Origin of the sequence: Bradyrhizobium sp. WU425 (genome assembly GCF_021052305.1) — a bacterium.
GTDB classification, from domain to species: domain Bacteria; phylum Pseudomonadota; class Alphaproteobacteria; order Rhizobiales; family Xanthobacteraceae; genus Bradyrhizobium; species Bradyrhizobium canariense_D.
Genome location: NZ_CP088089.1, coordinates 1,156,378 through 1,168,981 on the forward strand (window position 1 = coordinate 1,156,378; position 12,604 = coordinate 1,168,981).

11 protein-coding genes are annotated in these 12,604 nt (G+C 63.8%); 7 read left to right on the forward strand and 4 right to left on the reverse strand.

Annotated elements, in window-relative coordinates:
* Window positions 1-247 precede the first annotated feature (247 nt).
* The 6 genes from BcanWU425_RS05525 (at window position 248) to BcanWU425_RS05550 (ending at window position 7,549) form a co-directional block, all read left to right on the forward strand.
* Complete coding sequence (locus BcanWU425_RS05525; protein ID WP_085361094.1) at window positions 248-1,666, forward strand: M20 family metallopeptidase; 1,419 nt, start codon at window positions 248-250, stop codon at window positions 1,664-1,666.
* A 261-nt stretch (window positions 1,667-1,927) separates the two neighbouring features.
* Window positions 1,928-3,718: a peptide ABC transporter substrate-binding protein gene (locus BcanWU425_RS05530; protein WP_204512484.1), complete on the forward strand. Its 1,791-nt coding sequence runs from the start codon at window positions 1,928-1,930 to the stop codon at window positions 3,716-3,718.
* Between the two features lie 28 nt (window positions 3,719-3,746).
* Entirely contained in the window at window positions 3,747-4,706 is a 960-nt protein-coding gene (locus BcanWU425_RS05535) for an ABC transporter permease (protein ID WP_007597394.1), read from the forward strand.
* On the forward strand, window positions 4,672-5,589 hold the full coding sequence (locus BcanWU425_RS05540; protein WP_007597392.1) for an ABC transporter permease: 918 nt from the start codon (window positions 4,672-4,674) through the stop codon (window positions 5,587-5,589). Before BcanWU425_RS05535 ends, BcanWU425_RS05540 begins: the two co-directional genes overlap by 35 nt.
* Window positions 5,589-6,584 carry an ABC transporter ATP-binding protein gene (locus BcanWU425_RS05545; protein ID WP_085350758.1) on the forward strand — a complete coding sequence of 332 codons (996 nt, stop codon included), beginning with the start codon at window positions 5,589-5,591 and terminating at the stop codon, window positions 6,582-6,584. Before BcanWU425_RS05540 ends, BcanWU425_RS05545 begins: the two co-directional genes overlap by 1 nt.
* Window positions 6,581-7,549, forward strand: coding sequence for an ABC transporter ATP-binding protein (locus BcanWU425_RS05550; RefSeq protein WP_204512482.1), 969 nt, complete (start codon window positions 6,581-6,583; stop codon window positions 7,547-7,549). The genes BcanWU425_RS05545 and BcanWU425_RS05550 overlap by 4 nt, the downstream gene beginning before the upstream one ends.
* Before the next feature lie 24 nt (window positions 7,550-7,573).
* Here the strand turns inward: BcanWU425_RS05550 and BcanWU425_RS05555 are convergent, their stop codons facing one another.
* From BcanWU425_RS05555 to BcanWU425_RS05565, 3 genes are all read right to left on the reverse strand, one after another.
* Window positions 7,574-8,221: an HAD family hydrolase gene (locus BcanWU425_RS05555; RefSeq protein WP_204512481.1), complete on the reverse strand. Its 648-nt coding sequence runs from the start codon at window positions 8,219-8,221 to the stop codon at window positions 7,574-7,576.
* A gap of 65 nt (window positions 8,222-8,286) precedes the next feature.
* The gene (locus tag BcanWU425_RS05560; RefSeq protein WP_204512480.1) at window positions 8,287-10,191 is read right to left on the reverse strand and encodes a sensor domain-containing diguanylate cyclase; all 1,905 of its coding nucleotides are present in this window, start codon (window positions 10,189-10,191) and stop codon (window positions 8,287-8,289) included.
* A 158-nt stretch (window positions 10,192-10,349) separates the two neighbouring features.
* The gene (locus BcanWU425_RS05565; protein WP_018453224.1) at window positions 10,350-10,571 is read right to left on the reverse strand and encodes a dodecin; all 222 of its coding nucleotides are present in this window, start codon (window positions 10,569-10,571) and stop codon (window positions 10,350-10,352) included.
* 302 nt (window positions 10,572-10,873) lie between these two features.
* Here BcanWU425_RS05565 and BcanWU425_RS05570 point away from each other — a divergent pair, with 302 nt between their 5' ends.
* Window positions 10,874-11,875 carry a glycoside hydrolase family 16 protein gene (locus BcanWU425_RS05570; protein WP_018453225.1) on the forward strand — a complete coding sequence of 334 codons (1,002 nt, stop codon included), beginning with the start codon at window positions 10,874-10,876 and terminating at the stop codon, window positions 11,873-11,875.
* Between the two features lie 72 nt (window positions 11,876-11,947).
* Here BcanWU425_RS05570 and BcanWU425_RS05575 read toward each other — a convergent pair whose 3' ends face one another.
* Window positions 11,948-12,505 carry an HNH endonuclease gene (locus tag BcanWU425_RS05575; protein WP_007597381.1) on the reverse strand — a complete coding sequence of 186 codons (558 nt, stop codon included), beginning with the start codon at window positions 12,503-12,505 and terminating at the stop codon, window positions 11,948-11,950.
* Window positions 12,506-12,604: the final 99 nt, after the last annotated feature.

The window sequence follows — 12,604 nt, forward strand, 5'->3', positions numbered from 1 at the left end:
AGCGGAACGACGCGCGAAGCACGGATAATTTAGGCCGGAGGAGGCCGTCTTGAAAGCCTCGTTCCCCAACTATTCCCGAGGCACCGGATGAAATCTTTGAAAGGCGCGGGAAGGCTTGATGCACGGTCGGTCGAGCGGGCCTCCGGCATTGGCCGCATGGCTGCTGTCCGGCGAGGTGCTAGGCGCGGTACAATGAAGCTGCTAACCATTGCCGCTTCGTTTGACCGAGGGATCACGGGGCCGAAGCATGGACAACCGCAGCGACATCTGGCGTGGCATCGACACGATCAAGGCACGTTTCATCGACCTCAGCGACAAGGTCTGGGGCATGCCCGAAGTCTGCTACACCGAGGCGCGATCCGCCGCCGAGCATCTCGCCGAGTTGCGTCATCAGGGTTTCCGCATCACCGAGCAGGTCGCGGGCATTCCGACCGCGGTGATGGGCGAATGGGGCGAGGGCGGACCGGTCATTGCCTTCATGGGGGAATATGACGCGCTCCCGGGCCTGAGCCAGGAGGCCGGCGTCGCGGAGCATCGTCCGGTCGAGACTGGCGGCCACGGCCATGGCTGCGGTCACAATCTGCTGGGTTCCGCAGCTCTCCTCGCCGCGACGGCGGTGAAGGACTGGCTTGCCGAGAACAAGGTGCCGGGCCGCGTGCGCTATTACGGCTGCCCCGCGGAGGAGGGCGGCGCGGCAAAAGCCTTCATGGTGCGCTCCGGTGCATTCGAAGACGCCGACATCGCCATCACCTGGCATCCGCACAGCTTCTGGGAAGTCGCGGTGACGCCGTCACTCGCCAACACCCGCGCCGATTTCATCTTCACCGGCCGTACCTCGCATGCGGCGGCCTCGCCGCATCTCGGCCGCTCCGCGCTCGACGCCGTGGAGCTGATGAATGTCGGCGTGAACTATATGCGCGAGCACATGCCGAGCGACGCGCGCGTGCACTACGCGCTGCTCGACACCGGCGGCATCGCCCCGAACGTGGTGCAGGCGCATGCGCGCGTGCGCTATTCGATCCGCGCCCGTGATCTGCCCGGCATGAACGAGCTGGTCGGACGCGTGAGCAAGATCGCGGACGGCGCGGCGCTGATGACCGAGACCAAGGTCGAGATGAAGATCATCTCCGCGGTCTCCAACATCCTGCCGAACACGCCGCTGGAGCAGGCGCTGCATCGGGTCATGGAAGAGCTCGGACCGCCGCATTTCGACGACGTAGACAAGGGCTTTGCCACGGAGATCCGCGCAACGCTGAGCGACAAGGACATCGAGTCGGTCTATTACGCGATCGGCATGGAGCCGACCGACCGGCCGCTGGCTGACTTCCTGGTGCCACTGGATGCCAAGCGCAATCCGCTGGTCGGCTCGACCGACGTCGGCGACGTGAGCTGGGTGGTGCCGACCGTGCAGGTCCACGCACCCACGGTTGCAATCGGTACGCCCTTCCACACCTGGCAGGTGGTCGCGCAGGGCAAGAGCGCGCATGCGCACAAGGCCATGGTGCAGGCCGCCAAGGCGATGGCCGGCATCGGTATCAAGGCGCTGACGGACCCGGAGCTGATCAAGGCTGCCAAGGCTGACCTCCAGAAGCGGACAGCCAAGACGCCTTACGTCTGTCCGCTGCCAGACCACGTCGCGCCGCCGCTCGACATGTCCGTGGCGTAGAATTTCGCCTCGATACTTCGTCTGATGCGGCGATCAAATTTTCTGCAGTGCAGCGCGGAATTCAGCGTGTTTTGATGCTGGATTGCCGAGCGGATGGGCTGCGGAATATGGTTTTGCCCAACAGACAGTCAGAAGACCGTTTGCATACACACGGTCGCAGTTGACGCGCACCCCATTCGGTGTGCCATCTACCGCCAGCCAAGCCCGGTGGTCGCCTCGCGCGACCGCCTGCATCCATACGGGAACCAGACGGGGACAACCATGCTGGATAAAGAACTGCGTTCGATGATCGGTGACGTGAAGGACGGGCGGATGGATCGCCGCGGCTTCATTCAGCGTCTTGCCGCCGTGGGTCTCACCGCGCCTTTGGCCAACCAGATCCTCGCCCTTGGCGGCGTCGCCATGGCCGAGGGCGCCTCCACCTACAAGCCGACCAAGCGCGGCGGCGGTGGTGCGCTCAAGCTGCTGTGGTGGCAGGGGCCGACCCTGCTCAATCCGCATTTTGCCACCGGCACCAAGGACCAGGACGGCGCGCGCCTGTTCTACGAGCCGCTTGCCTGTTGGGATCCCGACGGCAACATGAAGCTGGTCCTGGCCGCCGAAATTCCCTCGATCCAGAACGGCGGCCTCGCCGCCGACGGCAAGTCAGTGACCTGGAAGCTCAAGCCCGGTGTCAAATGGCATGACGGCACGCCGTTCACGGCCGACGACGTCGTCTTCAACTGGGAATATGCCAAGGATCCGGCGACCTCCGCACTGACCATTGCGACGCTCCGCGACATCACGGTCGAGAAGGTGGACGACCTCACGGTCCGCATCCTCTTCAACAAGCCGACGCCGTTCTGGGCCGACGCTTTTGTCGGGGCTCCCAATACCATCATCCCGAAACATCTGTTCAAGGACTATATGGGGTCCAAGTCGCGGGAGGCGCCGACCAACCTCTCGCCGGTCGGTACCGGCCCCTACAAGTTCGTCGAGTTCAAGCCGGGCGATCTTGTCCGCGGCGTGATCAATCCCGATTATCACATGGCCAACCGCCCCTATTTCGATTCGATCGAGATGAAGGGCGGCGGCGACGCCGTCTCTGCCGCGCGCGCGGTGATCCAGACTGGCGAATATGATTTCGGCTGGAACATTCAGGTCGAGGACGACGTGCTGCTGCGCCTGGAGAAGGGCGGCAAGGGAAAAACCGTCTACGCCGTCGGCGGCGACACCGAATTCATCGCGCTGAACTTCACCGATCCCAACACCGAGGTCGATGGCGAACGCTCCTCGATAAAGACCAAGCACCCGCTGTTTTCTGATCCAGCGGTGCGCAAGGCGCTCTCGCTGCTGATCGATCGCGAATCGGTCAAGAAGGCCATCTACGGCCGCGCCGGCCGCACCACCGCCAACTTCCTCAACGGGCCCGAAAAATTCGTGTCCAAGAACACCTCGTGGGAGTTCAGCGTGGAGAAGGCCTCGAAGATCCTCGACGACGCCGGCTGGAAGCCGGGCGCCGACGGCATCCGCGAGAAGGACGGCAAGAAGCTGAAGCTCCTCTACCAGACCGCGATCAACGGGCCGCGCCAGAAGACGCAGGCCATCGTCAAGCAGGCCTGCCAGAAGGCGGGTATCGACGTCGAGCTGAAATCGGTCGTCGCCTCCGTGTTCTTCTCCTCCGACGTCGGCAATCCCGACACCTATTCCAAGTTCTACGCCGACATGGAGATGTTCCAGATCCCGCTGAGCCAGCCCGATCCGTCGCAGCACATGCGTCGTTACCTTTCGAACCTCGTCGCCACCAAGGAGAACAAGTGGCAGGGCACCAACTTCCCGCGCTGGGTCAACAAGGAGTACGACGCGACCATCCTGGCCGCCGACGGCGAAATGGATCCGGTCAAGCGCGCGGCGCTCTACATCAAGGCCAATGATCTCATGTACCAGGACATCGTTTTCATCCCGGTGCAGCACCGTCTGAAGGTCGAGGCGGCCGCCAACAATCTGCGCCCGGTCGTTTCCGGCTGGGCCAACGAGACCGACAATTTGTTCGACTGGTACCGCGAAGAATGATCACGCACGCCTAGAGCGGTCCTTCTTCATGAGCCAGTATGTCCTGCGTCGCCTCCTGATCGCGATTCCGAGCCTGCTCGGAATTTCGCTCGTGCTGTTCGTCGTGCTCGCACTCGCCCCGGGCGATCCCTTCTCCGAGCTAGCGACCAATCCGAACGTGCCGCCCGAAGTCGCTCTCGCGCTTCGGGCGAAGTTCGGCCTCGACGATCCGATCTACCTTCGTTACCTGCACTGGCTCAACGCCATGCTGCACGGCGACTGGGGTTTCTCCTTCGTCAGCCGGATGAACGTGGACACGCTCATTCTCCAGCGACTGCCAACGACGCTGTACGTGATCGGCTCGGCGCAGATCCTTGCGCTCTTGATCGCGATCCCGGTCGGGGTCTACGCCGCGACGAAACCTTATTCGCTGTTCGACCAGGTCGCCAACACGCTCGCCTTTGTCGGCTTCTCGCTGCCGACCTTCTTCACCGGCATCCTGTTCATCCTGATCTTCTCGGTCACGCTGGACTGGCTGCCTTTCGTCTACACGACCGACATCAAGGGCACGGGAATTCACTGGGTGCTGGAGATGATCCGTCAGGCCATCATGCCGGTGGCGGTGCTCGGCCTGTTCCAGGCTGCGTCGATGACGCGTTTCGTGCGCTCGGCGATGCTCGACGTGATCCGGCTCGACTACGTCACCACCGCGCGCGCCAAGGGCATCGGCCAGAGGCGGGTGATCATCAAGCATGTGATGCGCAACGCGATGATCCCGGTCGTCACGTTGATTGCGTTGCAAATCCCGGCGGTGTTCGGCGGCGCCATCGTCACCGAGCAGATCTTCCGCATCCCCGGCATCGGCTCGCTGCTGATCTCCTCCATCCTTTCCAACGACACGCCGGTGGTGATGGCCGTCACCTTCGTCTTTGCGTGCCTGGTCGTGCTGTTCAATCTCATCGCGGACGTTCTTTATGGCTGGCTTGACCCTCGCATCTCCCTCCGCTGAGCGGCGCGTCTACTCGCCCTGGCGCGAGACGTGGCGGCGCTATAGCCGCCACAAGCTTGCCGTGGTCAGCGCGTTCCTGCTCCTCGTTCTGATCCTGGCGGTGGTGGTCGGCCCCTTTATCTGGCGGGTCAAGATCGACGACATCGACATCGTGGCGGGCATGCAGGGGCCGTCGCTGGCCCATCCCTTTGGCACCGACGATCTCGGGCAGGATATCCTCGCCCGCATGATCTATGGCGGGCGCATCTCGCTCGCGGTCGGTCTCGCCGCGATGCTGGTCTCGGTCTTTGTCGGTGTGCTGATCGGCGCGCTCGCCGGCATGTCGCGCGGCGCGCTCGGCCATGGGCTGATGTGGCTCACCGATCTCTTTTTGTCGCTGCCGCAATTGCCCCTGCTGCTGCTGCTGATCTATCTCTTCCGCGACGGGCTGAAGGCAGCGTTCGGCCCCGAGGGCGGCATTTTCATCCTGATCGTGCTCGTGATCGGTGGCTTGCGCTGGATGCCGGTCGCCCGCCTCGTTCGCGCCCAGTTCCTGTCGATCCGCGAGAAGGAATTCGTCGAAGCCGCGCGCGCTCTCGGAGCCAGCCCGGTACGGCAGGTGGTGCGCCATATCCTGCCCAATGCGCTCGGTCCGGTGATCATCGCCGGCACCATCGACGTGGCCGCAGCCATCATCGCGGAATCGACGCTGTCCTTCCTCGGCCTCGGCTTCCCGCCGGATACGCCGACCTGGGGCCGGCTGCTTTATGACGCGAAAGACTTTCTCGACATCGGCCCGCACTGGGCGCTGTTCCCGGGCGGCGCGATCTTCATCGCAGTGGTCGCCATCAACTTCATCGGCGACGGCCTGCGTGACGCGCTCGATGCGCGGCGGGTGATCTGATGGCGCCGCTGCTCGAGATCAAGGGACTGAAAACCCACTTCTCCACCGACGACGGCATCCTCCAGGCGGTCGACGGTGTCGACATCTCCATCAACCGCGGCGAGACGCTCTGCGTCGTCGGCGAATCCGGTTGCGGCAAGACCGTCACCGCGATGTCGATCCTGAAGCTGATCGCGATGCCGCCGGGCCGCATCGCGGCAGGCGAGATCATCTTCGAGGGCCGCGATCTCGTGCCGCTGACGAGCAGTCAGCTCGACGAGATCCGCGCCAAGGAGATCGGCTTCATCTTCCAGGAGCCGATGACCTCGCTCAATCCGGTGCTGACCATCGGCGAGCAGATCGCCGAAAGCCTGCGCCGCCATGAGAATGTCACCAGGAAACAGGCGCTCGATCGCACCATCGAGATGCTCAAGCTGGTGCAGATTCCCAACGCCGAAGGCCGCGTGCACAACTATCCGCATCAGTTCTCCGGCGGCATGCGCCAGCGTGTGATGATCGCGATGGCTCTCGCCTGCAAGCCGAAACTGATCATCGCCGACGAGCCCACCACGGCCCTCGACGTCACTATTCAGGCGCAGATCCTCGACCTGCTCCAGGACATGAAGGAACGCTTCGGCATGGCGGTGATGCTGATCACCCATGCCATGGGCGTCGTCGCCGAGACCGCGCAACGCGTCGTCGTGATGTATGCCGGCAAGGTGGTGGAGGAGGCGCCCGTCGACGACCTCTTTGGCAATCCCGGCCATCCCTATACCCAGGGACTGATCCGCTCGATCCCGCGCATCGATCTCGCCAGCGAGCACAAGGTGCGGCTGGAGGCGATCGGCGGCTCGGTGCCGATCCTGATCAATCCGCCGGTCGGCTGCCGCTTCGCCCCGCGCTGCCGCCACGCCATGAGCGTCTGCACCGAGAGGGAGCCGCTGCTGCGCGAGATCGCGCCCGGCCACCGTATGGCCTGTCATCTCGGAGATACGCAGTTGGGAGGCGCAGCATGACCGAGCCCCTGCTCCGCGTCAGCGGCCTGAAGAAATATTTTCCCGTGCATGGCGGCCTGTTGTCGCGCCAGGTCGGCAGCGTTTATGCCGTCGATGGGGTCTCGTTCTCGGTCAACCGCGGCGAGACGCTCGGCCTCGTCGGCGAATCCGGCTGCGGAAAGTCGACGACGGGACGCTGCGTGCTGCGCCTGATCGAACCGACCGACGGCGAGGTCGTGTTCGACGGTCATGATGTCCGCCAGCTCGGCGGCAACCATTTGCGCGCGATGCGGCGGAACATGCAGCTTGTGTTCCAGGACCCGTTCGCCTCCCTCAATCCGCGCATGACGGTTGGCGCCATCCTCGGCGAAGCCCTCGTCATCCATAAGCTCGGCTCATCCGCCAAGGAGCGTGAGGATCGCGTCGCGAGCCTGCTGGTGAAGGTCGGGCTCAAGGCCGAGCACATGCGCCGCTATCCGCATGAATTCTCCGGCGGTCAGCGCCAGCGCATCGTGATCGCGCGTGCGCTCGCGGTCGAGCCGAAACTGATCGTCTGCGACGAACCGGTGTCTGCGCTCGACGTCTCGATCCAGGCGCAGGTCATCAACTTGCTGGAAGATCTCCAGGCGGAGCTGAACCTCACCTATCTCTTCGTTGCGCACGATTTGTCGGTGGTCGAGCACATCTCCGACCGGGTCGCGGTGATGTATCTTGGCCGTATCGTCGAGCTCGCCAAGGCCAGCGACCTCTACCGCAATCCGCAGCATCCCTACACGAGGGCGCTGTTATCGGCGGTGCCGGTGCCCGATCCCAAGCTCAAGCGCGAGCGCATCCGCCTCAAGGGCGACGTTCCGAGCCCGATGAAGCCGCCGTCGGGCTGCCACTTCCACACCCGCTGTCCTATCGCCCAGCCGCGTTGCGCGGAAAGCGCACCGGAGCTGAAGGAGGGAGCAGGCGGGCACTTTGTGGCGTGCCATCTCGCCTGACGCCGGGAAAAGCGGATCGCGCATTCATGCGTGAAGCAGGCCGTGCTCCGACAGGGCCCGCCTGAAAGCCTCAACCGAGGTGTGGTGATGCGCGAACAGGCCCGCCTCTCGCGCACCGGCGACATTGGCCATGAGATCGTCGACGAACAGGACGTTCTCCGGTTTGACGTCGAGCTCCGACAGACAGAGGCGGAAGCAGCGCGGGTCCGGCTTCGCCGTCTTGAACCGGGCCGAGGCGTAGATTCGCGAGCCGAACAGCGGTGGCAATTCCGGCAGCAGCGCTGCGATATGGTCGGCGACCAGCGTCGTGTTGTTGGTCAGGACGGCAATGTCGACGGTTTGACGCAAGCTGCCGACAATCTCCAGCATGGCACGATCGGCCTGCATTGAACGGCGTCGCGCCTCGATCCACTCGTCCAGTGACAGCGGATAGCCGATGCGGTCGCCGAAACCCCGCAAATAGTCCGCGGCATCGAGTGTGCCGGAATCGCCGAGCAGCTCGAAGCCGCTGTCCCAGATCGCCTTGTGGACGGATTCGCTCGTGGTCCCCGCAACCTTCGCCAGCCATTCGACACGCTTTGCCGTGTCGTAGTCGCAGAGGACATTGTCCATGTCGAAGAGGACGAGTTTGATTTGACCGGTCACCGCAGCACTCTCGGATTGGCCGAACATCCGGCCGTGATCCAAGCCATACCGCGCTGGAGCGCAGGCAACAAATCGGGCCAGCGGTCGATCCGTCACGCGCTCCTGGCGGGCCAGGGAACGACCTGTCCCGACATCACCAGCCGGTCACGGCCGTTGTCCTTGGCGGCGTAGAGCGCGCGGTCGGCGGCGCCGACCAGCGTGCTGCAGTCCGCCGTGGTTTGGGACGGCAGACTCGTCGCGCCGCCAACGCTTGCGGTCACCAGGCGCGAGGGGGGACTTTGCGCATGCGGCATGGCGAGATCGTGCAGAGCCTTGCGAATCCCTTCGCCGACCTCGGCGCAGCCCTCGGGACCGGTGTTCGGCAACAGCACGGCGAATTCTTCGCCACCGTAGCGCGCCGCGACGTCGGCCTGGCGCTTGGTGTGGGTTGATAGGATCCGGCCCAGCGCGCGCAGGCATCCGTCGCCCGCCAGATGCCCGTATTGGTCGTTGAACTTCTTGAAATGATCGACATCGATCAGCAGGAGCGAGAGCTGCGTGCCATCGCGCCGGGCCCGGGCCCATTCCTCGGCGAGGCGCTCGTCGAACGCGCGCCGGTTGACGAGTCCGGTGAGGCCGTCGGTCGTTGCAAGCGAGGCGAGCTTGTCCTGAAGATCCTTCTGCTCGGTGATGTCGCGCACCACCGCGACGACGCCGTCGATCTCACCGCTGTCCGACGCCAGGGTCACGTGCAACGCCGCCTCCGCCCAAATCTCGCCCTTGTCGCGATGACGGTGGCGATAGACGAACCGCGTCTCCTCGGCCTCGCCATTCTTAAGCGCGGCGATAGCCTGCTCGACCCGCTCCATGTCGTCGGCGTGAATGCCGGCCAGGGCCGAGGTGGATAGCAGCTCGTCGGAGGACCAGCCCGTGATGCGTACGCACGAGGGGGAAACGTAGAGCAGCCGGTTGTCCAGCCCGATCCGGGTCACCATGTCGCTGGATTGCTCGGCCAACAGGCGGAAGTTTGCTTCGTTGACGACGAGGGCCTGGGCCGTGCGCTGCCGCTGTACGAGCTGACGGACCAGGTAGAAGCCGATCACCGCGATCAGCAGCACGAGGCCGAGGACGAAGGTGGTGCGCGCAGCCGCGGCTTGCCGCCACGGCGCCAGCACGTCGTCCCGCGACTTGCTCGCCAGCACCATTAGGGGATAGCGGCTGCTGCGTTGGTAATAGCTCAGCCGCTGGACGCCATCGAGCGGCGACTTGAAATAGTAGACTGCTGCGGCGGGGCGACTTTCCCATCCCTTGAACAAGGGCGCATTGGACAGGTCGCGTCCGACAAAGGCGCCACTGTCGTCGCGGCTGCGCGCCAGCATGATGCCGCTATCGTTGAGCAGCGATGCCGAGCCGTTCGTACCGATGTCGAACCGCTCGTAGAACTTGACGAAATAGCCGACGTCGATCGTGAGCAGGGCAACGCCGGCGAAGCCGCCGTCGGCATCGTTGATCCGGCGGGACGCGGTGACGACCCATTGGCCCCCGGCTCGACTCTTCACGGGCGGTCCGATCAGCGTGCCCATCTCCGGCGAGTCCCGATGACGCTGGAAATATTCGCGGTCGCTGTTGTTGAGCTTGGAGAAGTCGAGCCGCTCGGTCGTGGCAAGCCACTGCCCGCTCGCGTCATAAACGAAGATGCCGCGGATCCGGTCCGATGATTTTCGTGTCGGCAGATAGGCCTGAAGCTTGGTGATCGTGTCCGGACCCGTCCCGTCGATTTCGAGCCGGTGGACCAGGCCTACGAGGATTGTATCAACGAGTTCGAAGGTGTCGTCCGCGTGCTGGATCAGCGAATGCGCCAGATTGGCGACGTCGATCTCGGCGTTCTTGAGATCGGCATTGCGGGTTTCCCATTCACGCCAGGCGCTCAAGCCGAGGATGGCGAAGCAGGTCAGGATGACGAAACCCGCTGCCCATAGCGGAAGGCGCGTCTTTCCGAGTTCGCGGCCCGTGGTCATCAGGCTTGCTCCATTTCGGCGCAAACCTCTCACTTTGGCCTTAACGGGCTGTTGCAACTTCCGTGCGGATTGTGCGCTTCCGGTCGGAACAATCCTCGACAATTGACGGGCTATCGTCGAGCTAACCAGGCTGACCCCGCGCGCCGGGCCTTTCTGCCTCACTCATCCAGCGTGAAGCCGACCCGCAGCGTCACCTGGTAGTGGCGCACGGCACCGTTCTCGATATGGCCGCGCGTTTGCACCACCTCGAACCATTTCATCTCGCGAACGGTCTTTGCGGCCCGGCTGACCGCGTTCTTGATCGCATCCTCGATCGACGTCTCGGACGATCCGACCAGTTCCAGGATCTTGTAGACGTGATCCGTCTCGCTTGTGGCCATGACTATTCTCCCCTCGTGCTGTGGCGGGACCGGATATGTCTGTCGCGGACAACTGGCGCCCGCGCGACATCCGGCCTCGACTCTGAACGGATGCCGGCGCCCCGAGTTCCGTCCCGGCAGGAGCCTGCCGCTCGCCTTCCGAGCGCTGCCTAGGCGTCCCAATTTTTCTAAGTGCACGAAAATCTGGATCGCGTGTGCAAGCGGCGCTCCTGAATTGGCGCGCGGTCGCCGGCCCGCTCTTGCCGGTTCCGATATGAGTAAGCTAACCTCGGCCTTTCCTCTGGCGTCTTCGAAGTGCGGTGATGATCGAGCGTTGGACGAGGGGCGCTCTGGCTGCGATCGGTCTCTGCGTTGTGCCCGCGCCAGCCATCGCGCAGGACGATCTCGACGGTGCCCCGATGAGCATGTCGCTGCAGGTCACGACCGATCCCTCCACCATCGAGTGCCGTCGGCTGGAGAAGGTCAATCCGGCCTCGCTGGTCTTCTTGCCGCTACGCCGGACCTTCAACGAGGATTTTGACGAGCATCCGCTGGCAAACGGACGCTGGGTACCGCATTACGCCGGCGGCGCGGCCTGGCCGGAGGCGCGTTACTGGGGCGGCGACGGCTCCGACTTCAAGCGCAAGACCAGCGCCAATGGCGAGCAACAGATCTATGTCGATCCGCGCTATGCGGGGCGCAACGCGGCGCCGCTCGGGCTCGATCCGTTCAAGGTCAAGGACGGCGTGCTGTCGATCGTCGCCAGCCGTACCCCGCCGGGGTTGAAGCCGGTGCTGTTCGACAACGAGTACATCTCCGGGATACTGACGACCCAGGGCACGTTCGCGCAGAAGCACGGCTATTTCGAGATCCGCGCCAAGGTGCCGGTCGGGCACGCAGTGTGGCCGGCGTTCTGGATGCTGGCGGATGACGGTGGCTGGCCGCCGGAGGTCGACGTGCTGGAAGGCCGCGGCGAAAAGCCGGGCGATCTCGTGATGACGACGCATTGGCGGATTCCCTCGACCCAGAAGATTCAGTCCTGCGGCTTCGACTTCGCGGTCGGCGACGCGTCGAGCGCATTCCACACTTACGGTGTGCTGTGGGAGGAGGATCGCCTGGTCTATTTCATCGACCGCAGACCGGTGTCCGACATCAAGGTGCCGATCGGTTTCGACGATCCCATGTACATGATCGTCAATCTCGCGATCGGATCCAAATTCTTTCTCGGCGTCGGTCCGGTCGACGCGGAGTCGCCGCCTACCGTCGCATTCGAGATCGACCGGATTTCCGTCTATCAGATCGATCTGGAGCAGGCGCGCAGATAGAAGCTCGCTGATCTCTCCCGGCGTTGGGCGGCGCGAGTCAACGATGGATTGCCGAGGGCCTGCACGCCGACGTTACGGATCCAGCTCCGTATCCCAGTAGAGATAATCCAGCCAACTGTCGTGCAGATAGTTCGGCGGGAACAGGCGGCCGTTACGGTGGAGCTGGTGCACGGTCGGCGCGAAGGCGTGCTGGCGTGGAAACATCTTGGCCTGCACCGGCGTCAGATTGCCCTTGCGCAAATTGCAGGGCGAGCACGCCGCGACCACGTTCTCCCAGGTGGTCTGGCCGCCTTTGCTGCGTGGGATGATGTGGTCGAAGGTGAGGTCTTCGGGCGAGCCGCAATATTGGCAGGCGAAACGATCGCGCAGGAAGACGTTAAATCGGGTGAAGGCAGGGTGGGTGGTCGGCTTGACGAAGGATTTGAGCGAGACGACGCTCGGCAGCTGCATTTGCAGCGTGGGGCTATGGACCGCCTGATCGTAATGCGCGACGATGTTGACGCGGTCGAGGAATACCGCCTTGATCGCGTCCTGCCACGACCACAAAGACAGTGGGTAGTAACTCAGCGGCCGGAAGTCCGCATTCAGCACCAACACCGGCCAATGGCCTTGCGAGACATGTGCGTTCAAGTAACGCTCCTGGCCTCCAATGTACGCTGCGAAGCAGCACGTAACTGACATACTACATGCAGCGTGACGGGATTGTGAAGCCCGTTGAGCGACTTATTC